The organism is Microlunatus phosphovorus NM-1, assembly GCF_000270245.1.
Classification (GTDB): Bacteria; Actinomycetota; Actinomycetes; order Propionibacteriales; family Propionibacteriaceae; genus Microlunatus; species Microlunatus phosphovorus.
The window spans coordinates 5,000,314-5,021,738 of sequence record NC_015635.1 but is presented as its reverse complement, the minus strand read 5'-3'; the positions used below and the strand labels follow the sequence as shown (position 1 = coordinate 5,021,738).

The 21,425-nt window shown below is 67.3% G+C and carries 22 protein-coding genes and 1 tRNA gene; 9 read left to right on the top strand and 14 right to left on the bottom strand.

What is annotated here, in order from left to right:
* Positions 1 to 29 precede the first annotated feature (29 nt).
* From cysS to MLP_RS22785, 3 genes are all read right to left on the bottom strand, one after another.
* Positions 30 to 1,436: a cysteine--tRNA ligase gene (gene cysS / locus MLP_RS22795; RefSeq protein WP_013865558.1), complete on the bottom strand. Its 1,407-nt coding sequence runs from the start codon at positions 1,434 to 1,436 to the stop codon at positions 30 to 32.
* A gap of 93 nt (positions 1,437 to 1,529) precedes the next feature.
* Positions 1,530 to 1,952: a MarR family winged helix-turn-helix transcriptional regulator gene (locus MLP_RS22790; protein WP_013865557.1), complete on the bottom strand. Its 423-nt coding sequence runs from the start codon at positions 1,950 to 1,952 to the stop codon at positions 1,530 to 1,532.
* A 201-nt stretch (positions 1,953 to 2,153) separates the two neighbouring features.
* A complete protein-coding gene (locus MLP_RS22785; protein WP_013865556.1) occupies positions 2,154 to 2,741 on the bottom strand; it encodes a TetR/AcrR family transcriptional regulator in 588 nt (195 codons plus the stop codon).
* A gap of 133 nt (positions 2,742 to 2,874) precedes the next feature.
* Here MLP_RS22785 and MLP_RS22780 point away from each other — a divergent pair, with 133 nt between their 5' ends.
* From MLP_RS22780 to MLP_RS22770, 3 genes are all read left to right on the top strand, one after another.
* Complete coding sequence (locus MLP_RS22780; protein ID WP_041790500.1) at positions 2,875 to 4,017, top strand: acyl-CoA dehydrogenase family protein; 1,143 nt, start codon at positions 2,875 to 2,877, stop codon at positions 4,015 to 4,017.
* Positions 4,018 to 4,529: 512 nt separating this feature from the next.
* Positions 4,530 to 5,804 carry a ubiquitin-like domain-containing protein gene (locus tag MLP_RS22775; RefSeq protein ID WP_049804646.1) on the top strand — a complete coding sequence of 425 codons (1,275 nt, stop codon included), beginning with the start codon at positions 4,530 to 4,532 and terminating at the stop codon, positions 5,802 to 5,804.
* Between the two features lie 61 nt (positions 5,805 to 5,865).
* On the top strand, positions 5,866 to 6,621 hold the full coding sequence (locus MLP_RS22770; RefSeq protein WP_013865553.1) for an SDR family NAD(P)-dependent oxidoreductase: 756 nt from the start codon (positions 5,866 to 5,868) through the stop codon (positions 6,619 to 6,621).
* A gap of 44 nt (positions 6,622 to 6,665) precedes the next feature.
* On the opposite strand, the gene MLP_RS26800 is transcribed toward MLP_RS22770, so the two are convergent.
* A complete protein-coding gene (locus MLP_RS26800) occupies positions 6,666 to 7,166 on the bottom strand; it encodes a hypothetical protein (protein ID WP_013865552.1) in 501 nt (166 codons plus the stop codon).
* A gap of 62 nt (positions 7,167 to 7,228) precedes the next feature.
* On the opposite strand from MLP_RS26800, the gene MLP_RS22760 reads away from it, so the two are divergent.
* On the top strand, positions 7,229 to 7,894 hold the full coding sequence (locus tag MLP_RS22760; protein ID WP_013865551.1) for a TetR/AcrR family transcriptional regulator: 666 nt from the start codon (positions 7,229 to 7,231) through the stop codon (positions 7,892 to 7,894).
* Here the strand turns inward: MLP_RS22760 and MLP_RS22755 are convergent.
* The 4 genes from MLP_RS22755 to MLP_RS22740 form a co-directional block, all read right to left on the bottom strand.
* On the bottom strand, positions 7,891 to 9,282 hold the full coding sequence (locus tag MLP_RS22755) for a DUF4032 domain-containing protein (RefSeq protein WP_013865550.1): 1,392 nt from the start codon (positions 9,280 to 9,282) through the stop codon (positions 7,891 to 7,893). The genes MLP_RS22760 and MLP_RS22755 overlap by 4 nt on opposite strands.
* A 115-nt stretch (positions 9,283 to 9,397) precedes the next feature.
* Positions 9,398 to 10,495, bottom strand: coding sequence for an ABC transporter ATP-binding protein (locus MLP_RS22750; RefSeq protein WP_013865549.1), 1,098 nt, complete (start codon positions 10,493 to 10,495; stop codon positions 9,398 to 9,400).
* A 201-nt stretch (positions 10,496 to 10,696) separates the two neighbouring features.
* Positions 10,697 to 11,491: a transglutaminase-like domain-containing protein gene (locus tag MLP_RS22745; RefSeq protein ID WP_041793262.1), complete on the bottom strand. Its 795-nt coding sequence runs from the start codon at positions 11,489 to 11,491 to the stop codon at positions 10,697 to 10,699.
* 93 nt (positions 11,492 to 11,584) lie between these two features.
* Positions 11,585 to 11,962 carry a YccF domain-containing protein gene (locus MLP_RS22740; RefSeq protein ID WP_013865547.1) on the bottom strand — a complete coding sequence of 126 codons (378 nt, stop codon included), beginning with the start codon at positions 11,960 to 11,962 and terminating at the stop codon, positions 11,585 to 11,587.
* A gap of 156 nt (positions 11,963 to 12,118) precedes the next feature.
* On the opposite strand from MLP_RS22740, the gene MLP_RS22735 reads away from it, so the two are divergent.
* Positions 12,119 to 12,787, top strand: a complete 669-nt coding sequence (locus MLP_RS22735) for a GAP family protein (RefSeq protein ID WP_013865546.1) — start codon at positions 12,119 to 12,121, stop codon at positions 12,785 to 12,787.
* 81 nt (positions 12,788 to 12,868) lie between these two features.
* On the opposite strand, the gene MLP_RS22730 is transcribed toward MLP_RS22735, so the two are convergent.
* Positions 12,869 to 13,765 carry an alpha/beta fold hydrolase gene (locus tag MLP_RS22730; protein ID WP_041793261.1) on the bottom strand — a complete coding sequence of 299 codons (897 nt, stop codon included), beginning with the start codon at positions 13,763 to 13,765 and terminating at the stop codon, positions 12,869 to 12,871.
* Between the two features lie 110 nt (positions 13,766 to 13,875).
* Positions 13,876 to 14,211, bottom strand: coding sequence for a divalent-cation tolerance protein CutA (gene cutA, locus MLP_RS22725; RefSeq protein WP_013865544.1), 336 nt, complete (start codon positions 14,209 to 14,211; stop codon positions 13,876 to 13,878).
* Positions 14,212 to 14,378: 167 nt separating this feature from the next.
* Between cutA and MLP_RS22720 the strand changes: the two genes are divergently transcribed.
* Positions 14,379 to 15,161, top strand: coding sequence for a hypothetical protein (locus MLP_RS22720; protein WP_013865543.1), 783 nt, complete (start codon positions 14,379 to 14,381; stop codon positions 15,159 to 15,161).
* Between the two features lie 7 nt (positions 15,162 to 15,168).
* On the opposite strand, the gene MLP_RS22715 is transcribed toward MLP_RS22720, so the two are convergent.
* Both MLP_RS22715 and MLP_RS22710 read right to left on the bottom strand, forming a co-directional pair.
* Positions 15,169 to 15,241: transfer RNA gene (locus MLP_RS22715), tRNA-Thr, on the bottom strand.
* Between the two features lie 101 nt (positions 15,242 to 15,342).
* The gene (locus tag MLP_RS22710; RefSeq protein WP_013865542.1) at positions 15,343 to 16,368 is read right to left on the bottom strand and encodes a Gfo/Idh/MocA family protein; all 1,026 of its coding nucleotides are present in this window, start codon (positions 16,366 to 16,368) and stop codon (positions 15,343 to 15,345) included.
* Positions 16,369 to 16,439: 71 nt separating this feature from the next.
* Here MLP_RS22710 and MLP_RS22705 point away from each other — a divergent pair, with 71 nt between their 5' ends.
* Positions 16,440 to 16,748 carry a DUF3263 domain-containing protein gene (locus tag MLP_RS22705; RefSeq protein ID WP_013865541.1) on the top strand — a complete coding sequence of 103 codons (309 nt, stop codon included), beginning with the start codon at positions 16,440 to 16,442 and terminating at the stop codon, positions 16,746 to 16,748.
* A gap of 63 nt (positions 16,749 to 16,811) precedes the next feature.
* Here MLP_RS22705 and MLP_RS26795 read toward each other — a convergent pair whose 3' ends face one another.
* Both MLP_RS26795 and MLP_RS22695 read right to left on the bottom strand, forming a co-directional pair.
* Positions 16,812 to 17,882, bottom strand: a complete 1,071-nt coding sequence (locus MLP_RS26795; protein ID WP_231851377.1) for a type IV toxin-antitoxin system AbiEi family antitoxin domain-containing protein — start codon at positions 17,880 to 17,882, stop codon at positions 16,812 to 16,814.
* A 96-nt stretch (positions 17,883 to 17,978) separates the two neighbouring features.
* Positions 17,979 to 18,575 carry a hypothetical protein gene (locus tag MLP_RS22695; protein ID WP_013865539.1) on the bottom strand — a complete coding sequence of 199 codons (597 nt, stop codon included), beginning with the start codon at positions 18,573 to 18,575 and terminating at the stop codon, positions 17,979 to 17,981.
* Positions 18,576 to 18,796: 221 nt separating this feature from the next.
* Here MLP_RS22695 and istA point away from each other — a divergent pair, with 221 nt between their 5' ends.
* Together istA and istB are read left to right on the top strand one after the other, a co-directional pair.
* Positions 18,797 to 20,416 (top strand): IS21 family transposase, encoded by a 1,620-nt coding sequence (gene istA / locus MLP_RS22690; RefSeq protein ID WP_041791596.1) that lies wholly within the window; start codon positions 18,797 to 18,799, stop codon positions 20,414 to 20,416.
* On the top strand, positions 20,413 to 21,222 hold the full coding sequence (gene istB, locus MLP_RS22685) for an IS21-like element helper ATPase IstB (protein ID WP_013862440.1): 810 nt from the start codon (positions 20,413 to 20,415) through the stop codon (positions 21,220 to 21,222). Before istA ends, istB begins: the two co-directional genes overlap by 4 nt.
* Positions 21,223 to 21,425: the final 203 nt, after the last annotated feature.

The window sequence follows — 21,425 nt, the reverse complement described above, 5'->3', positions numbered from 1 at the left end:
CTGGTTCCCGCGACCTTGGTTCCTGGGACTCAGCCCAGCGACCAGCGCGGTCCGGCCGGGGTGTCGGTGACGGTGATGCCGAGGGAGGTCAGCGAATCCCGCAATGCGTCGGCGGCTGCGAAATCCTTACGTGCTCGGGCGGCAGCCCGCTGCTCGAGCAGGGCTCCGACCAGGCCGTCGACCACTGCAGTCAGCTGCTTCTCGTCGGCGGCATCGGCGGACAGCCAGATCGGGTCGGCGGCGTCCAGCCCGAGCACGCCGAGCATCCCCAGCACCTCGGCCAGCCGCGCCTCGACAACCCCGGAATCCTCGGCGGCGAGCGCGGTATTGCCCTCGCGCACCGCCTGATAGAGCACGGCGACGGCACCCGGTGTCCCCAGGTCGTCGTCCATCGCCGCGGCGAATGCCTCCGGGATCACCCCGTCCGGACGTCCCACCAGCTCGACCGCGCGGTCGACGAAGCTGTCGATCCGGGCCAGGGCTGCAGTTGCCTCGTCCAGCGAGGTATCGGAGAACTCGACCGCTGAGCGATAGTGCGGCTGCGCCAGGTAGAAGCGGACCGCGCGCGCCGGATACCGCTGCACGACCTCGCTGACCAGCGCGCCGTTGCCCAGCGACTTGCTCATCTTCTCGCCGGCCGCGGTGACCCAGGCGTTGTGCATCCAGTAGCGCGCGAACCGCTGCCCGGCCGCGGTCGATTGGGCCAGCTCGTTCTCGTGGTGCGGGAAGCGCAGATCCAGCCCGCCGCCGTGGATGTCGAACTCGTCGCCGAGGTACTTCCAGGCCATCGCGGAGCACTCCAGATGCCAGCCGGGCCGGCCCCGTCCCCACGGTGTCGGCCAGGAGGCCGTTCGCGGCTCGCCCTCCTTGTGCCCCTTCCACAGGGCGAAGTCACGCGGGTCGCGCTTGCCGCGCGGGTCGGCGTCGGCGGCCGGCTCCATGTCCTCGACCTTCTGGCGGGACAGGGATCCGTATGCCGGCCAGGAGCGCACATCGAAGTAGATGTCCCCCGAACCGTCCTCGGCGACGTAGGCGTGACCGCGCTCCAGCAGGACCTCGATCAGCTCGAGCATCTCCGGGATGTGCCCGGTGGCCCGCGGCTCGTAGGTAGGCGGCAGGCAGCCGACGGCCGCGTACGCGCGGTGCAGCTCCCGCTCGAAGTGGTACGCGTGCGCCCACCACGGCACCCCGAGCTGGGCCGACTTGAGCAAGATCTTGTCGTCGATGTCGGTCACATTGACGATCGAGGTGACTTTCAGACCCTGCCAGGTCAGCCAGCGACGCAGCACGTCGTAGACGACCTCGGCGCGGATGTGGCCGACATGTGGCGCGGACTGGACCGTCAGACCGCAGTGGTAGATGGAGACTTCGCCTGGGACCAATGGCTCGAAGTCGCGGACCTCGCGGGTCGCGGTGTCGTACAGGCGCAGGCTCACCGGGGCAGCCTACCGAGTTGAGACGGCACATTCCCACCGAAAAGGCACGGTGCCCTCGCGGAAGGAACGAGCCGATCCGCTCGGCGATCGGCCTTATCGCAGGGCGATCAGGCGCTGCATGACCTCCAGCCCGTTCCGCAAGGCCCGTCGTTCCCGGGCATTCAGCTTGGCCAGCATGGGCTCGACATTGGTGCCCATCTGCCGGCGAAGCTCAGTGAGCCGCTGCTGGCCGAGCGGGCTGAGCTCGATCAGCCAGGCGCGGGCGTCGCTGGGATCCATCGCCCGCTCGACGAGCCCGGCGGCTTCCAGGCGTTTGACGTGGTTGGTGATGGTCGGCTGTGAGGACCGCTCCTGGATGGCGAGATCACTGATCCGGCATGGTCCATTGTCCTTGATCCGTGCGAGGACGCGGGCCGCAGCGAGGCTGAGCTCCATGCCGTCGCTGGGCAGTCGGCGTACCAGGCCGGTCGAGACGCTGACCAGCAGCTCGCCCAGCTCGTGGAGATCACCGGTCATGGGCGGAGCCTCTCGCGAGTGCAGGAGCGATTCTGTGCGGCACGTCCCGCGAGCGAAGGGAGCAGATGCGGCAGAGCGCCGCACGGAATCATGACGAACGAGCGAGATCTCGCGGAGCTCAGGACCGCGGAGCGCGGAGCGCGGAGATGCAACACGTTCACGAGGGCAGCGTATCGGCTCGGCCTTGGTTGTCGCGCGGGTTCAGCGACTGATCGCGGCGACCACGAGCTTGGCCAGCTCCGCGTACGCCTGCGCATCGTCGAGCTCGGTCGCCTGACCGAGTTCCCCGGAGGTGATCCGCCGCATGGTCGCGGTCACCACCTCACCGACGAACACGGCCGACACCTGGCGGAACGCGCCCGTCCTGATCCCCTCGTCGATCAACTCACGAACCCGTACGGCGGCCGCTGCCGTGTTCTGTTCGTAGACCTCGCGAGTGGCCGCCTGCCGATCCACGTCGCGCAGGAACTGGGTGCCGGCCGGTCGGAGAGCCGCTGCCACCGCTTCCAGATAGCGGGTGACCCGGGCGGCCGGCGAGCGGGTCCGGGCGATCGCGGTCTCGACCTGCTCGGTGGCCTGTTTGAAGAAATACCGCACCGTCCGGACGGCGAGCTGTTCCTTGCTGTCCGCGAGGGCATACAGCGTGCGCTTGGAGCAACCGAGCCGGGCGGCGATGTCATCGAGGGTCAGGTCGGCGAATCCCTCGGCCAAGAAGAGTTCCAGCAGCTCGCCAACCAGCTGCCGCTGGCGAGTCGTGAGTCGGCCGGTGGTGACGAAAGTGGATTCCATATCGGGGGTGGGTCGGTGGGTAGATACAAGAAGGCGGGGTGGGTCGGTGGGTAGATACAAGAACGGTACCAACGTACCCTGTTCAGTACCGCTCAGCTCAGAAGGGAGTCGTTGTCTCGTGAAGATGGACCGCATGAAGGTGGACCGCGTGCTGCCGACGGCGGAGGCTGCGGAACTGGTGGAGTTGGTGCGCGAGATCGCCGCCACCGAGCTGGCGCCGCACGCAGCGGAAGCGGAAGCGGCCAGTCGCTTCCCCCGTGAGGTGTTCGCGCTGCTCGGCGAGATCGGCATGCTCGGCATGCCCTACCCGGAGGAGCTGGGTGGGTTCGGGCAGCCGTACGAGGTCTATCTGCAGGCACTGGAGGAGATCGCGGCCGCCTGGATGAGTGTCGGCGTCGGCGTCTCGGTGCACGTCTTGAGCTGCCACGCGCTGGCGCGGTTCGGCACCCCGGAACAACAGCGAGAGCTGCTGGCGCCGTTGCTGGCCGGTGATCTGCTGGGTGCATACGCGTTGTCGGAGGCGCAGGCCGGCTCCGACATCACCGGGATCACGACGCGGGCGAAACCGGCCGACGACGGCTATGCCTTGGGAGGGGCCAAGGCGTGGATCACCCACGGTGCGCAGGCCGACTCCTACACCACCTTCGCGCGGACCAGTGACGACCGGACCAAGGGCATCAGCTGCTTCGTGATCCCGGCGACCGCTGCCGGGCTGAGCTTCGGGCCGCCCGAGAAGAAGATGGGGTTGACCGGTTCCACGACCGCCGCCGTCTACTTCGACGCGGTGCAGGTCGACGAGGCTCGTCGCATCGGTGCGGAAGGTCAGGGGATGGCCATCGCCCTCGACGCCTTGGACTCGGGCCGGCTCGGGATCGCGGCGTGCGCCACCGGACTGGCGCAGGCCGCGCTCAATGCCGCGATCGAGTACGCCAAGGAACGGGAGCAATTCGGCACGGCGATAGCCGAGTTCCAGGGGATGCAGTTCTTGTTGGCGGACATGGCCGCGGCGGTCGACAGTGCCCGGGCCATGTATCTGCTCGCGGCCCGGCGGAAGGATGCCGGCCGATCGTTCACCCGTGAGGCCGCGGCGGCGAAGATGCTCGCCAGTGACGTCGCGATGCGGGTGACCACCGATGCAGTGCAGGTGCTGGGCGGTTATGGGTACACCAAGGACTATCCGGTGGAGCGCTACTTCCGCGAAGCAAAGGTGACCCAGATCTTCGAGGGCACCAATCAGATCCAGAAGCTGGTGATTGCGCGTCAGCTGCTGCGGTGAGCGGGCTTCTTGACCGCCCACGTACGCGGCGGCCGTAGAGAATCTGTCCGCGCTGGTCCCGTGGTTCGGTCCGCGGAGGGTCCTCAGGGGGCGTCTCGGACAGCCATCCGCGCCTTCGCAGGCTCCGGCGCTCCCGCCAGACCCATCCACGTCCTTCGATCGCCCCCTGAGGGCCCACAGCTCGTCGGTTGGGCGCCGGACCTGCCGCTCCGCGGTTGGCTGTCGGATCCCACCGCTCGGTTGGCCGCCGGACACACTGCTTGGGCGTCAGGGGGAGCCCGCTCACCGCAGCAGCTGACCCACGTCTCTGTGCTGTTGGATCTGGTTGGTGCCCGCGGGGATCTGGCTCGGAGGGTTGAGGGCTCTGACGAGCGCATTCGGGGGTCGGTGCCTGCTCGTTTTGGCGAGGTGGGCGAGGTTCGTTATCCTTTCGTGATCAATGGTGATCGTTCATCGCCAATTTGTCACAGCAGGTCTGCCGAGTGGGGCGGATCCAGGAGCCCAGACTCATCGTGCGCAAGATCTTTCCTGCCATTGCGGCGGGCGCAGCCGTGCTGACGTTCGCGGGGGCGACCTTCGGGTATGCCGTCGTGCGCAAGGACATCCAGCTCACCGTGGACGGCGCCAGCCGGGACGTCAGCACCGTGGCCGGCACGGTCGGCCAGGTGTTGGCGGCCGAGGACATCGAGATCGGCCAGCACGACGTGGTCGTGCCGAGTCCGGATGCCGAGGTGGACGCAGGGACCTCGATCGCCGTCCAGCACGGTCGGCAGGTCACCGTCACTGTCGATGGCACTCCTCGGACCTTCTGGACGACCGCCACCACGGTGGACCAAGCACTTGAAGCACACCGGATCGAGATCGACGGTGCCGACTATCTCTCCACCAGCCGGAGCTCCGCCATCGGGCGCGACGGGCTCTCGATCACCGTGTCGACGCCGAAGACGGTGACGCTCAACGACGCCGGCAAGAAGCGGAAGCTGACCACCACCGCGCCGACCGTCGGCGCCGCACTCCTGGCGGCGAAGGTCGTGGTCGACGCCGACGATGAGGTCAGCCCGGACCTGGCCACCCCGCTGACCGACGGGGCCACCATCCGCTACACCCGAGTCGACACGAAGGTCGTGACGGAACGGTCGAAGGTCGGCTTCGAGAGCACGTACCAGAACTCCAAGAAGCTCGACCAGGGCCAGACCAAGGTCATTCGCAAGGGGGTGCCCGGTGTGCGGACCGCGGTGTTCTTGGAGGATCGGCGCAACGGCGAACTCGACAGCCGAGAGAAGTTCCTCTCCAAGCTGACCACCAAGCCGCGGGACCAGATCGTGGTGCGCGGGACCAAGCCGGTCAGATCGGTGCTCGATGGCGGCAAGCCGGCGAAGGTCGGCAATGGCGGCGGCAAGCGGTCGCGCATCTTCGTGACCGGCTACACCTACTGGGACAACGATCCGCCCGGATCAGCCCAGATCGCCCGGCCGGTGCTCCATGACCGCGCCGGCGGAACCGGGACCTGGAAGGACCCGATCACTGTCGCCGTCCGTGCCGGCCGATTCGACTTCGGCACCCGGTTCTATCTGCCGGAGCTCAAGAAGTACTTCATCGTCGAGGACCTGTGTGGCGCCTGCAGTGACGGCCGGAACGGTGGCGCGTACACCCTCGACATCTGGGTCGACGGCAGCCAGCTGAGCAGCGGAGGAGCTGCGAACTGCGCCTCGCGGATCACCCGTCTCCAGCCGGCGATCGAGGGCCCCAAGTCGAGCCTGCCGGTCGCCACCGGGCCGATCTGCTGATGTGGGGTTGGTCGTCACTCGCTGTTCACGACGGGAATGCCCGTGCGGGAGACTGGGGTCCATGCAGCTGAGTGAGAACGACGTTGTTCTGGTCACCGGCGGTGCCTCGGGTTTGGGCGCTGCCACGGTGCAGTTGGTCTTGGCTACCGGAGCCAAGGCGGTGGTCATCGACCTGCCCGACGCGGTCGCCGCAACGCCCGCGGACGAGCGGATCATCGGGGTCGCCGCCGACGTACGCGACGAGGACCAGGTGCAGGCCGCTGTCGACCGAGCTTGTGAGGCCGGCACGCTCCGGGTGGTGGTCAACTGCGCCGGCGTGGCCACACCGGGCCGGATCATCGGCAAACACGGGTTGCTCGGGCTCGCGGACTTCCAGCGGGTGATCGACATCAACCTGGTCGGCACCTTCAATGTGCTTCGGCTGGCCGCGGCCGCGATGCTCGACAACGAGCCGGTGGACGGCGACCGGGGCCTGATCGTGATGACGGCCAGCGTGGCAGCGTACGACGGACAGATCGGTCAGGCGGCGTACGCGGCCAGCAAGGGCGGCATCGCTGCGCTGACCATCTCCGCCGCGCGAGATCTCGCCGACAAGCAGATCCGGGTGATGACCATCGCGCCCGGTGTGATGGAGACCCCGATGATGGCCGGATTGCCGGAGAAGGCGCGGACGACCCTTGAAACGCTGGTGCCTCATCCGGCCCGTCTCGGCCGCCCGAGTGAGTATGCGCTGCTGGTCGGACAGCTGATCGCCAACCCGCTGCTCAACGGTGAGGTGATCCGGCTGGACGGGGCGCTGCGGATGCCGCCTCGCTGAGCCTCGTCAGGGTCTCTCCGCCCGGGACATTCTGGCCATCCCGGTCAGCGGCGCAGCAGCCGGACGGTGATCCAGGTCAGCGCCGCGGTGCTGGCGGTCATGAAGGCGGTGCGTACGGCATTGGCCTGCAGCAGGCTGTCCACGGTGGCGGCGTCCTGCCCGATCCGGTCCAGTCGATCGTGCATCGGGATCGCCCACAGCACGGTGGCCAGCAGCGACCCGAGTCCGGTCAGGGCCACGATCGCCGTCGCCAGCTTGGGCACCCCGGCTGGTTTGAGGAGCGGGAATGCCGCGCAGGCCAGGAAGGACAAGAAGCCGGGCACGATGACCACACCGGGGATGGCGGCGTTGTAGGCCAGATGATAGGCGGGGAACTCTGCCGCGCTGATCGCCTTGAACAGCGGGTAGGAGACGAACTGTGCCTGCCAGGCGATGCCGGTGCCGTACGCGGTCAGCACGGTGAGTCCGGCGAGGGCGGCGAGTCGCCAGGTGCTCAGGGTGCGGGTGGCGCTCGTCTTCGCGGTGGTGAGGGTGGAGGCAGTCATCTGGAGACCTTTCGTGGGAGAGTTGACTAGAACTATTCTCAATCTAATTTAGAGAGAGTCAAGTGAATTCTGGGAAGAGGTCATACGAGAGCCCGGCCCGGGCCCGTCAAGCACGGGAGACCCGAGCGGCGATCCTGCGTGCCGCGGCGGACCTGTTCACCGAACAGGGGTACGCGCGGACCAGTGTCGCGGCGGTGGCCGAGCGGGCGGGTGTCACCGCGCAGACCATCTACAACGCGGTCGGGTCGAAGCCGGCGCTGCTCAAGGCCGCCTACGACCAAGCGCTGGCCGGCGACGACGAGCCGTTGTCACTGGCGGAGCGACCGCAGGTGAAGGCCATGCGCGCGTTGGAAGACCCGGTGGCCTTCCTGCACGCCTACGCCGAGCTGGGCCGAGAGCTGCTCGAGCGGATGGGTGGTCTTGCTCTGCAGATCGCTGCCGGAGCCGCCGCCGGCGAGGAGGACCTGGTAGCCCACGAGCGGGTCACCGACGCCGAACGGCTGGCCGGCACCGGGATGGTGGTGCAGCGGGTCGCGGAGCTGGGTGCGCTGGCGCCGGGACTGGACCCCGACGTCGCCCGCGACCGGGTGTGGACGCTGAACAGCATCCAGGTTTGGGCCTTGCTCACCCGCTCGCGGGAATGGAGCGGCGCGGCGTACGCGCAGTGGATCGGCGACCAACTGTGCGCGGCGATCCTGGATCCGCGGCTCTGGCCGGTGGACGCTTAGGCGCGCAGTGTGGGTTTGCCCTGCCGCGCCCGTAGCGCATTGATATCGAGGTATTCGACCGCGGGCTCGTCGTCCGCGAGCGCCTCGTCACCGTCCTCCCACGGGTCGTACGGCTTCTCGTCATTGTCGTCGGCGAAGCCCATCGACGGGTCGAACGGATTCGCCAGCCCCGAAAGGGTCTCCTCGGAGCTGACCGAGAGCGCCTCGTCCGGGAGGCTGTGCAGGACGGTCTGGATATAGGCCTCGGCGGCGGTGGCGATGTCGACCTCGTAGCCGGCCTGTTCGCTCAGATACCACCGATGCTCGAGCACTTCGTGGTAGAACTCGGCGGGCTCGAGCTTGTCGCGCATCCCCGGCGGGACCAGGCTGACCACGGGCTCGAACTGCTCCGATAGCCACTCATGGGCCACGATGGCCTCGTCGGCGTTCTGCTGATCGGTCCGGGCCCGGTAGTAGTCGAGGTCGTTCAGCAGCCGGCGAGCCTGGTTCTCCTCGGTGTCGAGCCCGGTGAGCCGCAGCAGTCGCCGGGAGTGGTGCCCGGCGTCGACGACCTTCGGCTGGATCCGGATGGTGGAGCCGGCGAAATCGGTGGTGATGTCGAGCTCGGCGACGTCGAAGCCGAGTGCGTTGAGCCGGCGTACCCGGGACTCGATCCGATGCATCTCGCTGCCGTCGAACTCCTCCACACCGGTCAGTTCGCTCCACAGCTCGCGGTAGCGGTTCTCGATCGCCTCGACCAGCTGGAGCGGATCCAGCGAGGAGTCCAGCATCCCGCCGGCCTCCAGGTCGCAGAACTCCCCGTACAGATTGGTGCGGGCGATGGACAGGTCGTGCTCGCGCTGGCCGTCGCTGAGCTCGTCGTGCAGCTCGCCGGTCTCGGCGTCGACCAGGTACGCCGCGAAGGCGCCCGCGTCGCGCCGGAACAAGGTATTGGACAGCGACACGTCGCCCCACAAGAAACCGGACAGGTGCAGCCGCGCGAGCAGCACCACCATGGCGTCGAGCAGTCGGTTGACGGTGTCCTGGCGGACTCCACGGGAGAACAACGACCGGTACGGCAGCGAGAACTGCAGATGCTTGGTGATCAACACCGGGTCCAGCGGCTCGCCGTCGGGATCGAATCGGTTGAGCACCACGCCGTCGGCGTGCACGGAGGGGATGTCGATCCGGACCAGATCACGGAGCAGTCGGTATTCATGCAGGGCGAGGTGCTCCAACACCTCCTTCAGCGCATACACCTCCTTGCCGACCCGGACGAACCGCACGACATGGCGGGAGATGCCGCGGGGGAGTGCCACCAGTCGGTCGGCCGGCCACTCGGCCAGCGGGGTGTCCCACGGCAGGGTGATCAGGCGGGAGTCCGGCTGCGCTGACAAGAACCTCGGCACCGACCCATCCTCCCATCAGAACGTGACAATCCCGTGACGCCAACGAGCCCCCCGCTGTAAGCGGAGGGCTCGTCAGATCGATCAGTTGTGCAGGTCGATCAGCTGGGCGGGGCGCTCAGGAGAGGCGCTCGCCCGACTTCTGGGAGAAGACGTGCACGCTGCGCGCGTCGGCGGCCAGACGGATCGAGGAGCCACGCTGCGGAGGTGTCCGCGACGAGATGCGGCCGACGATCTGCTGGGCGGTCAGCTGCGCCTCGGTGGAGAGACCCGACAGGGTGCCGTAGACATAGGCGTCGGCGCCGAGCTCCTCGACCACGGCGACATCGATGGCGATGCCGTCCTTGGTGTCGGACAGCTCGAAGGCCTCCGGTCGGATGCCGAGGGTGAGAGACTGCTCCCCAGGCGCCTTGGCCAGGGTCTCGCGGGGCACCGGCACGACATAGTCGCCGATGGCGACGCCGCCCTCGGTGACCTTGCCCTCCATCAGGTTCATCGCAGGAGAGCCGATGAAGCCGGCGACGAAGAGGTTGACCGGCTTGTCGTACAGGTTGAGCGGGCTGTCGACCTGCTGCAGAATGCCGGCCTTCATCACCGCAACGCGGTCGCCCATCGTCATGGCCTCGACCTGGTCGTGGGTGACATAGACCGTGGTGACGCCGAGTCGGGTCTGCAGGGCGGCGATCTGGGTACGGGTCGACACCCGGAGCTTGGCATCCAGGTTGGACAGCGGCTCGTCCATCAAGAAGACCTGCGGCGAGCGGACGATCGCGCGACCCATGGCGACGCGCTGACGCTGACCACCGGAGAGGGCCTTCGGCTTGCGGTTGAGGAAGTCCTCCAGGCCCAGCAGGTGGGCGGCTTCCTGAACACGCTGCTGACGCTCGGTCTTGGGTACGCCGGCCATCTTCAGGGCGAAGCCCATGTTGTCGCCGACGGTCATGTGCGGGTAGAGCGCGTAGTTCTGGAACACCATCGCGATGTCCCGGTCCTTCGGCGGCAGATCGGTCACGTCGCGGTCACCGATGTAGATGCTGCCGGCGTTGACCTCCTCCAGGCCCGCGAGCATGCGGAGCGAGGTGGACTTGCCGCAACCGGACGGTCCGACCAGGACCATGAACTCGCCGTCGCCGATCTCCAGGTTGAACCTGTCGACGGAGGGGTGATCTGCACCCGGGTAGATGCGGGTCGCATCCTTGAAACTAACTGTGGCCACGCCACACTTCCTTTCCACGGGCAGGTACGTGCCCGACGATCCGTAGTGGAAACAACGTCACCGAGGATCCCATGGGTCTTGTTGCGGCCACAAGGGCCCGTCCACGAGAGATTCTGTGATCCTGTTGAATCTAACACGTGTCAGGATTGTTGAATAGACCCGGATTTGCTATGGCGTCGCCCGAACCGGGCTGTTGAGCGCTCAGCGGAGCTGGGTCAGGGCATCGGTGTCGTCGGTGTGGAAAACGTCGACGACGGCGCTGACCTCGAGCCGTGTCATGGTCGCGCCGGCGCCAAAGCAGGTCAGGAATGCGGTGTCGGCGGCGTCCCGGCCGGTGGCCACCCGCAGCAGACTCTGCCGAGGTGCCAGCTCGGTGGCATCGACCACCCACCAGCGGTCGTCGACGAGAGCCTCGGCAACAGCATGGAACTCCATCGGGCTCAGCCCTGGCGCGTACACCGCCGCCACGCGCGCCGGGACGTTCAGGGAGCGCAGCAAGGCGACGGAGAGATGGGCGAAGTCGCGGCAGACGCCCTGGCGGGCAAGAAGCGTGCGTACCGCTCCGTCGGTCGGTCGGCTGGAACCGGCGACATAGGTGAGCTTCTCGTGCACCCAGGAGGTGACCGCCTGCAGCAGGGGGATCCCCTCCAGGCCCAAGAACTCGCTGGCGGCGGTCGGGCCGAGGGTGTCGGACTCGCAGTATCGGCTCGGGCGCAGATAGACGATCTCGTCGATGTCGGCGACCGGCGGTTCGGCGGCGATCCCGTCGACAACCACCGTGTAGCGCAGGGTCGCGTTCGAGCCTTGGGTGTGTACGGAGTGGAGCCGAGTGCCGTGGGCATCGATGATCTCGGTCGGCTGCACCTCGTTGTCGTCGACGGTGATCACCAATGACTCGGAGCCGATCGGAAGCCCTTGCGCCGCGGCGACGGCGAAGATCAGCTGGGTGGGTCCGGACAGGTCGAGGTCGATCGAGGTCGAGGCGGTGCGCTGCATGACATCGATGATCACACCCTCGCGGGAGCTTTCCAGCCCTCGGCGCGTCCCAGAGCCGACCAGCTCGGTCGCGAGTCTCAGTAGCGCCGAGTTTCAGTAGCGCGTGGTGACGATCTGCTTGCCCAGCGGCAGCAGAGCGACCGGGATCAGCTTGAAGTTGGCGACCGCCATCGGGATGCCGATGATCGTGACGCACAGTGCGATGCCGGTGGCGATGTGAGTGAGGGCGATCCACCAGCCGGCGACGAGGACCCAGATGATGTTGCCGAGCAGGGAGAACACGCCGGAGGTCGGCTTGTCGACGACCTCGCGACCGAACGGCCAGGCGGCGTAGTTGGCCAGCCGGAAGGATGCGATGCCCCATGGGATGGTCACGATCAGCAGGCAGCAGATCAGGCCGGCGAGCGCGTACGCGAGCCAGAGCCACAGGCCGGAGAAGATGAACCAGATGATGTTGAGCAGGGTCCGCATGAGTTCAATTGTCGTGGCGTGAGGGTGCTGGACAACCCGGTGATTCCCCTGGCCGGCGCCGGAGGAGCCCTGACCTCGCGCGGTATCTGGTCGGGCGTATGACGAGCCAACTGGGTGGCTTGTCGGAGCAGGGCGTGGGCGAGGATCATCTGCTCCGTGCTCGACGTGGTGGGTGACCTGATTCCGTTCGCAGTGGGAGTCGCGCTGAGCCCGTTGCCGTTGATCGCCGTGCTGTTGGTGCTGGGCTCATCGTCGCCGCGGGCGGCGTCGGCGTTCTTCATGGTGGGTCGATACGTCACTGTCGCTGCGGTGGCGCTGCTCGCGGCGTTCGCCGCTGAGTTGCTGCCGGAGCAGGGCGATACGCCGTTCGTCGGGGCGGTGCTGCGGATCGTGCTCGGTGCGGTGCTGATCGGCTGGGCCGTGCACAAGACCGTGCACTGGGCCGGCGGTCGGGACCGGGAACCTGAGTTGCCCGGGTGGATGGCATCGATCCAGGGGACGACCCCACCGGGCGCCGCCCGGCTCGCGATCATCCTCTCAGCTGTGAATGTGAAGGAGGTCGCCTTCGGGGTCGGTGCCGGGCTCACCATTGCGGCTGGTCGTCCCGGCCCGGGTGCCGCGGTCGTCGTGGCACTGTGCTATGCGGTGCTCGCCTGCGTCGGGGTGATCGCCGTCGCTGTCTGCTACCTGGTCGCGGCCGATCGCGTCGGCCCGGCGCTGGAGCGGGTCCGGGACTGGTTGGTCGCCAACAACAAGATCATCATCGCCGGCGTGCTGCTGGTGATCGGCGCGATCTTGATGGGGGAGGGCTTGCGGGCGCTGTGAGTGCGAAAGGTGCGCAGATGTAGCTTCAGCGAGCTGAAAGTGCATCTACGCACCTTTCAAACCTGGATCCCAGTGAGCGAACTACGGGAGCGCCACCACGAAATCGAGGACTTCGCTCAAGAAGATGTCCGGCGCCTCGATCGGCAGCCAGTGACCACATTGACTGACCAGCACGAGCTCGGCGCGCGGCATCACCTCGACCGCGGCGATGGAGTTGGCAGGGTCGACCAGCCGATCGTCGGCACCGTGCAGGAACAACGTCGGCGTGGTGATCCGGTAGGCGTTCGGCAACAGGTTGTTGCGCATCTTGAACGGCCCGAGACTCGCCTGGTTGTAACGGCCGTAGCCGACCCCGGCGTCCTTGCGCTCCGCCTCGCGGGCGAACTCCGCCCGCACGGAGTCGTCGATGGTGCTCGGGTCGTACACCATCCGGTCGAGGTAAGAGTCGACGAACCTGGCCGTACGCCGGCTGAGTCCGTACAGGATCGGGTCGGGCAGTTGGGCTGCCAGCCAAGCCCCGAACTGCGCCGTCCGGCTCTTGAGGCGCTCGGCCAGACCTCCGGGGGCGATGAGGATGAGGCCGGCCACGGCCACGGCATGACGCAGCGCGACGTGCATCGCGATGTCGCCACCCATCGAGATGCCGGCGACGGCGAACCGGGTGAGTCCGTACGAGCGCGCGACAGCGAGGATCAGGTCGGCCAGCTGGTCGACATCGCCGGTGACCGGGATCCCTTCGGTATAGCCGAATCCGGGCAGATCGGGAGCCAGCACCAGGCGGTCCTGGGACAACGGCTCGAAGATCTTGAACCAGGAGATGGCGGCGTTGTCGTAGCCGCCGCCGTGGATCAGCAGGATGGGGTGCTTGTCGGTACGAGGGTCCGGGTCGAGCGGTCCGCCACGCAGGATCCGGATGCGTCCGCCGCCGTGTTCCAGCCAGGTTTCGGTGGCACCTGGAGGGAGCAACCGGTTGGCCATCGGCACACCATATCGGCAGCCCAGTGGTGCCCGCACCATGATCATCTTCGCGGTGCTTTCGAGGGCTGATCTCAGGCGCTCGGATCGGGCCGGATCGGGCCAGGCTGAGGTCAGCCGTCGGTCTCGGCGAGCACCCATTCCAGATAGGCCGGGTTGCCATCGAGGACCGGCAGTGTCAGCACGCATGGCACGTCGTACGGATGTGCCTCGCGAGCCCGATCGATGATCTGGTCGACCAACGACCTCCTGGTGTGCAACGCGACGCGGGTCTCGCGCTCCTCCTGGATCGCGCCCTGCCACCGATACACCGCGCGGATCGGCTGATGATGTCCGCACGCGGCCAGTCGGTCGGTCACCAAGGAGCGGGTGAAATCGACCAACCAGCCCTCGTCATTGGCGGTGATGATCACTTCACAGACGGTCGCGTCAGAGGCATCGTCGCTCATGGGATGACGCTACGCGCTCAGCGCCTGCGGGTGGTGTGCCCGACGGTCGCCGAGTTTGTTACGCGTTTCGACAAATCATCAGTTCGGAGTATGTATTTTTTGAGGATCAGGGCTCTCTGAGGTCGATGCGTCCGTCGGAGGAGACGTACGTCAATCGAAGGAGAACTGTGACCATGCGCTTCGTCGTGCCGCCGAACTGGCCGCCGCCACCACAAGGCTGGCAGCCACCGCTCGGTTGGCGACCCGATCCGCGTTGGGGTCCTGCTCCGCCTGATTGGCAGTTCTGGCAGGAGGACCGGCGCAGACGGAGCTGGTTCGCCAGACACAAGGTCGCCACTGCGGTGTTGGCGACACCGGTCGCGCTGATGGTCCTCATGGTCGGAGCGGCTGGTTTGGGCTCGGGTGCTGGTTCCACTTCGACGGCATTCGCGGATCCGGCGTCCGGTGGGCCGACACCGGTGACCTCCAATCCAGCCAGCGCTCCGCCGTCGACCTCACCCACTGCTTCGCCCGATGCTGCCGTCGCGAGCGCGTCCGCCCGCGCGGAAGCTGAGGCCCGCCAAGCCGCGGCACTGGCCGCGCAACAGCAGGCCGAGAAGGCCCGCGCGAGAGCCGAGAAGGCCGCGCGGAAGGCTGCCAAGGTCAAGGCGGAGAAGCGGAAGGCCGCCGCGCAGAAGAAGGCTGCAGCGCAACGGGCCGCCAAAGCGAAGGCTGCGGCCAAGGCCCGGGCTGCACGGCTGGCGCGCGAGAAGGCTGCGCGGGAGAAGCGCCAGCGCTCGTCGAAGAACTGCACGCCCGGCTACTCACCATGCCTCCCGCCGGCGTCCGACTACGACTGCGCTGGCGGATCAGGCAACGGGCCGATGTACGTCCAAGGCCCGGTCCAGGTCACCGGCACTGACCCCTACGACCTTGACTATGACGGCGACGGTGTGGGGTGCGATTCATAGGTATGAGAGCTGGCGAGGGGACTCGAACCCCTAACCACCTGTTTACAAGACAGGTGCGCTACCGATTGCGCCACGCCAGCAGGATGCCCGACAACGCTACCTGACCAGGGTCGGTGCTCGCGGAGCTTTCCCGGCACCTGGCGCGAGGACCGGCGGGGGCCACAAGGGCGCACTTCAGCGATCAGTCGACCAACTCCGGGTCGAGTGGCGGGAAGATCGACAGCAGCCAGCGGTCGAGTGTCCGGGCGACGGCAAGGGTGTCACGCCACGGCACCAGCGGTGATTCCAACTCGCCGGCGCGCAGGCAGCGGTTCACCTCCCCGATCTCGAAGGTGTAGCCGCCACCCGGCCACTGGGTGACCAAGGTCTCCTTGTTCGCGTCAGGCCCGATGCCTCGGGTCAAAGTCAGCTCCGAGGGCAGCAGGAAGTTGTCGAACCGGAGCGAGCCGTCTGTGCAGAGGACCTCGAGCCGGAAGGGGAGGTCGGCTTCCAGACTGCACGCGATGCTGGCGGTTGCGGGCGGACGCGACTCGGTGGCCGCGAAGGTCAGCAGCGCCGCCGCATGTGCTTCGACACCGGTCGGGGCAAGGGTGCCGAAGCCGTACAGCTCACTTGGCTCGCCCAGGAACAGATTGACGCCATGCACCGGGTAGACGCCCAGATCGAAAATGGCGCCGCCGGCTTGATCGGGGTCGAGTAGTCGGTGGGATTCGTCACCGCGGAAGGCGAAGCCGAAGGACGCGTTCACATGCCGGATCGCGCCGAGTTCACCGGACTGGACGATCTGGGCTGCTTGCCGGAGCAGGGGATTGGTCCGACTCCAGAGGGCTTCCATCAAGAAGAGACCCTGCTCGCCAGCCAACTCGATGAGTTCCTCGGTCTCAGTTGCGCTCACGGTGAGAGGCTTCTCGACCAGCACGGCCTTGCCGGCCTCCAGACACAGCCGGGCAGACCCGAGATGGTCGTTGTGGGTCGAGGCCACATAGATCACATCGACCTCGGGGTCGGCAGCCAACTCGGCGTACGAACCGTAGGCGCGAGGGATCTGATGTTCGGCTGCGAACCGCTGCGCCTTGTCGAGGCTGCGGCTGCCTACTGCGACGACCTCGGCCTCATCGGGGAGGAGCGCGAGATCTCGGGTGAGGACCGAGGCGATATGGCCAGTGCTGAGGATGCCCCAGCGGATACGGGCGTCATGTCTGCTCACTCACACAGTCAACCTCACGGCACGCCACCCGTGCGAATGACACTTATGTCATTCCCGCGTAGCATGGCGCCATGGTCGCAGCCTCCAACCCTGAGCATGTCGTTTCGCCAGGCATGGGCGAGTTGAGTGCCCGCGATGCCGACATCTTGGCCTTCGAGCGCCAGTGGTGGAAGTTTGCCGGCGCCAAGGAGCAGGCCATCCGCGACCAGTTCCAGATGTCGGCCACTCGCTACTACCAGCTGCTGAACAACCTCATCGACCAGCCCGCGGCTCTTGCCCATGACCCGCTGCTGGTCAAGCGTCTGCGCCGCCTGCGTGCCACCCGGCAGCGCAACCGGTCCGCCAAGCGCCTCGGGATCGACCTCACGATCGACCGCTGACCGCCGGGTCAGGCGGTCCCGCAGATTCTGGGGGAGATTTGGTGCGAGGTCGCACCGTAACTTTCACAAGTCCGGCAGATTTCGACACCAGGAGCAACGTACCGGCATGCCCTGCCAGCCGCAGCGAGTCAGCAATGCGGCCACTTGCCAGGCGACCTCGCAGGGCCGCTCGGTGACGTCAGACCAGCCGTAGCGCAGGGTCACCTCGCCGCCGAGCAGCGCCGCGTTGTCTCTGCGCATGTCGCGGAATCTCTTGGGTAGATGGGTTCGTCCGTCGAGCTCGATCAAGACGCCGAACTCGTCGTAGCGAAGATCCCTGACTGCACGGTGCTTCGCGCTGCGGTGCTGACGCTGGGCAGGCGGCAGTTGGTGGCGACGCTCGACATCGCGCAAGTATGCGAGTTCCAGAGCCGACTCGGAGCCTGCAGCTACATCGCCGAGTAGGTTGATGAGCAGTTCCCGATTCGGTAGTCGCGAGCGATTGTCAGCGCAGGCGAGGAGCCTTGACGCAGTGGTCTTCTGAGACTGGATCGCCGCCGTAGTGAGGTCGATCAGAGCAGCTGGCCCGACATCGGCGCAGAGGTCCAGGACTGTGTCTTCGATGGTGGTGCGCGAGGGATAGCCGGGGCTGCGCTGCTCACGGACGCCTGAGCGCTCCCGAAGGAAGACCCATGATCCGCGTGGCTTGAGCATCGATGCGTGCGGCACCAAGACATGGATAGTCCTCGGTGGTTCAGGGACGATTCCCCACAAATGGCCGGCGGCGGCAAACCCAATCCGCGAATGTGCGCCGCCGAGCAGGGTGCCGGCCCAGGCCAGTCCGAGCCAGGGCGGTTCGCCAACGCCGAGCAAGAACACTCCGCGAGTTAGCCGTTGCCAAGCCTTCTGATCAACGAATCGTTTGATGCTGGCGCGGCTCAGCCCGAAGCTGAGCGCCTGTTCGGCGCTGATGACGCCCGCTTGTGTCGCAGCGAGGGCGAGAAGGTCGTCTGGTGGGTCGATTCGAGGGTGCATGTAGGGAATATGTGGACGTTGGGGCCGATTCGACCGGGTCGTTTCCAAGTCTGTGGATGAGTCACGGGCACGTCCCCGCCCTGTGGGTAACTTTTGGTGCGAGGTCGCACCGAAGCTCACTCCGTGGATTTCGGACGACAGATCGGGACTGCAGGCCGCCGCCTCTGGGTGAGTATTGGTGCGAGGTCGCACCGAAACTCGCCCAAGGACCGCCGATCAGTCGGATCTGCGGCCTGAGCGTGGCCAGTTGCGCAGACGGGCTGCTGCACGGCGGGCCTGAGCGGCCAAGGGGATGACCGGAAGGTCCGGGTAGCCGCCGTCGGCGAGTCCGGCGTGACGCTCGAAGATGTTCCGGGCAGCGCGATCGCCGGTCCGCAGCATCGACCAGCCCATGGCCGCGGTGTAGGGGAGGAAGAACGGCAGCCCGAGGCACCAGAAGTACTGCCAGCTGTGCCGTTCCTCATGCTCCAGCAACCGCGGCATCCGCTGCTGCAAGGCCGCGAAGGTGTGGGCCGTGATCACCACGTCGCCGATGGTGAAGGCACTTGCTACCGGAAAGCGGAAACGATAGCCCTCCGCCAGAGTCAACCCGTAAGGTCCGCGCTGCCGTGTGCAGCCGCCGAGCCGGGCCACCAGGAGCCCGGCGAGCGTGCTCAGGTTCACCAGATTGCCGGCAGCTCGCACCCGTTGGGCCCGACTCTGTTGGCCGAACTGCGAGATGTCGTCTGGACCCGGCTTCATTCCGTTGCCCCCAGCAGCCCTCGCCCGCCCTGAGTCTGCCGCCATCAGCATGAAGAGATCGTCCCACTCCACGTTCCCCGGCGCACTCCTTGCTGTTTGTCAGCGGCCACGAGAAACTGAACGGAGACGGCCAAGAAGTTGATCGTTGGCGGCCATGAGAACTGAACGCTGACGGTCATGGGATCTGCCCGACACGATGTCGTCTGCCTGCCCGGGTTGCCGGGTTTGGGCTCCTTCCTCGGGTGCGATGAGCGGTGCTGATGCGCCCGATCGCTACCCGAGGAAGGGATGAGTTGAAGTCTGCCGAGGAGATCATGAAGATTTTGGATGCCTACGACCTGACCAGGTCGTTGCGTGATGCCGCCGAGCTGGCGGGGTGTTCGCCGAACACGGTGAAACGCTATGTGGAGGCCCGCGCCGCGGGTGGTGCGGTCGCCGACGGTGTGGTTCGGCCGCAGCTGATTGATGAGTTTTTGCCGAAGCTGGAGGAGCTGGTCGAGCGTTCCCGCGGGAAGGTCCGCGCGGATGTGGCCCATGACAAGCTGGTCGCGATGGGCTATGCCGGGTCGGAACGGACCACCCGACGCGCGGTCGCGGAGGCGAAGCAGGCCTACCGTGATGGCCGGTTACGGGTCCACCGGCCATGGGTCCCGGAGCCGGGGATGTGGCTGCAGTACGACTATGGGCAGGGCCCGATGGTCGCCGGGGTCGCCACGGTGTTGTTCTGCGCGTGGCTGGCCTGGTCCCGTTTCCGGGTCGTGCTGGCGTTGCGGGACAAGACGCTGCCGAGCGTGTTCGCCGCGTTGGACCAGACGTTCCGGCTGGTGGGTGGGGTGCCGACCTATGTGCTGACCGACAATGAGAAGACCGTCACCACCGACCACATCGCCGGGATCCCGGTCCGTAACGCGCAGCTGGTCGCGTGGGCGGCTCATTACGCGGTGACCGTGCACACCTGTGTGCCGGCGGATCCGGCGTCGAAGGGTGGCAGCGAGGCCAGTGTGCGGGTCAGCAAGGCTGATCTGGTGCCGACGGAGGCGAACCTGCTGCCCGAGTACGCCTCGTTCGCTGAGCTGCGGAAGGCCTGTGGAGTGTTCCAGACCGGAGTCAACGCCCGCCCGCACCGGATCACCCGGCGGCCACCGGTGGAGATGTTGGCCGAGGAACGGGCCCGGCTGCATCCGGTCGCCGCTGTCCCTTACACGGTGGCGTTCGGCACGACCCGGATCGTGCCGGCGAACACGCCGATGGTCACTTTCGAGGGCGGCCAGTACTCGGTGCCTTACCGGCTGGCCGGCCCCGATGGGGAGCCTTTCGGCGGGACCAGCCTGCTGGGCAAGACGGTGTGGGTCCGCGGCTATGGGGTCGGCGGAGTCGATGAGCAGGTCGTGATCACCTATGTCGACCCGGCCCGGGGGCCGGTCGAGATCGCCCGGCACGACCGCACCCGTCCCGGCAGCCCCCGGGTCGACGACAGCCATTTCCCGCCCGCCCCGGCCGGGCCGCTGGACCGGGCCCCGAAAGCGAAGAACCCGGCGGAGTCAGCGTTCCTCGCCCTCGGCGACGGGGCGGTGCTGTGGCTGCGCGAGGCAGCAGCTGCCGGCACGGGCAAGATGCGGGTCAAGATGGCCCAGGCCGTCGATCTGTCCCGCCTGTTCGACGCCCGCGACGTGGACTGGGCACTCGGCCACGCCGCCGTCCACGGCCGGTTCGCCGAGGCCGACCTGGCCTCCATCCTCGACCACCACGCCCGCCACCCCCGACCCGACCAGCCGTCGGCGGCGCGTCGTGCCGGCGACCAGCACTCCCTGGCCCAGGGCACCCTCAGCTGGGCACAACTCGGCCAACCCGTCACCAACAGCCAGGTGATGACCAGCAGCCCGGTGACCAGCAGTCAGGGGGTTGGCCGATGACCGCCACCACCACTGCCGCGGTCCCGAAAGCCGGGGCACCGCTACCGCCGCCGCTGCCGGCCGATGTCGAGCAGCTGCTGCGGCGGATGCGGCTGCCCCATATCCGCCGCGCCGCGCCGGAGGTGATCGCCACCGCCCGAGCACAACGCTGGGAACCGGTCGAGGTGCTGCGGATCCTGCTCGCCGAGGAAGTCGCCGGCCGGGAACGCTCCGCCCTGGCCACCCGCCGCACCGCGGCCGGGTTCCCCACCGGCAAGACCTTCGGCGGCTGGGACCCCCAGTTGTCGTCGATCCCAGCACCAACCCAGCAAGCGCTACGCACCCTGGAATGGATCGGCCGCCGCGAGAACCTCGTCGTCTGCGGACCGTCGGGCACCGGGAAGACGTTCCTGCTCGAAGCACTCGGCCAGCACGCCGTCGAACAAGGACTACGAGTCGCCTGGTTCACCCTGGAAGACCTCGGGGTGCTGCTGCGCCGGCACCGCGCCGACGACACCGTCACCAAAGCGATCGCCCGGGTGCTACGGGCCGACCTGATCGTGGTCGACGACATCGGGCTGCTCCCGGTCGCCGCCGACGCCACCGAGGGCCTCTACCGGCTGGTCGACGCCGGCTACGAGAAACGCTCCATCGCGATCTCGTCGAACCTGCACCCAGCAGCCTTCGACGAGCTCATGCCCAAGACCCTGGCCACCGCCACCGTCGACCGGCTCCTCCACCACGCCCACATCTGCCAGACCACCGGCGACTCGGTCCGCCTCACCCAAGCACTCGCCGGCCAGGGGGTGAACCCCTTGAGCAGCTGAACCAAGGCCGGACGGTGGCCAACCCCGGGCAGAACCCATGGCCACCACCGTGCACTTCTCGTGACCGCCACCGGTCAGCCATCAAGACCGCCAGTGGTCAAGTTCTGCTGGCCCTTGACAGCTGTTGCTCGGGTTCGTCGGCTTTGCTCGGGCTGCAGATCGAGCAAAGCCGACAAACCCGAGCAGATCTGAGCGGTCGGCAG

Coding starts and splice junctions, on each gene's coding strand:
- MLP_RS22790 (WP_013865557.1), bottom strand. CDS start 1,952: ATGACCGGTGATCTCCACGAGCTGGGCGAGCTGCTGGTCAGCGTCTCG.
- MLP_RS22785 (WP_013865556.1), bottom strand. CDS start 2,741: ATGGAATCCACTTTCGTCACCACCGGCCGACTCACGACTCGCCAGCGG.
- MLP_RS22780 (WP_041790500.1), top strand. CDS start 2,875: ATGAAGGTGGACCGCGTGCTGCCGACGGCGGAGGCTGCGGAACTGGTG.
- MLP_RS22770 (WP_013865553.1), top strand. CDS start 5,866: ATGCAGCTGAGTGAGAACGACGTTGTTCTGGTCACCGGCGGTGCCTCG.
- MLP_RS26800 (WP_013865552.1), bottom strand. CDS start 7,166: ATGACTGCCTCCACCCTCACCACCGCGAAGACGAGCGCCACCCGCACC.
- MLP_RS22745 (WP_041793262.1), bottom strand. CDS start 11,491: ATGCAGCGCACCGCCTCGACCTCGATCGACCTCGACCTGTCCGGACCC.
- MLP_RS22740 (WP_013865547.1), bottom strand. CDS start 11,962: ATGCGGACCCTGCTCAACATCATCTGGTTCATCTTCTCCGGCCTGTGG.
- MLP_RS22730 (WP_041793261.1), bottom strand. CDS start 13,765: ATGGCCAACCGGTTGCTCCCTCCAGGTGCCACCGAAACCTGGCTGGAA.
- cutA (WP_013865544.1), bottom strand. CDS start 14,211: ATGAGCGACGATGCCTCTGACGCGACCGTCTGTGAAGTGATCATCACC.
- MLP_RS22705 (WP_013865541.1), top strand. CDS start 16,440: ATGGTCGCAGCCTCCAACCCTGAGCATGTCGTTTCGCCAGGCATGGGC.
- istB (WP_013862440.1), top strand. CDS start 20,413: ATGACCGCCACCACCACTGCCGCGGTCCCGAAAGCCGGGGCACCGCTA.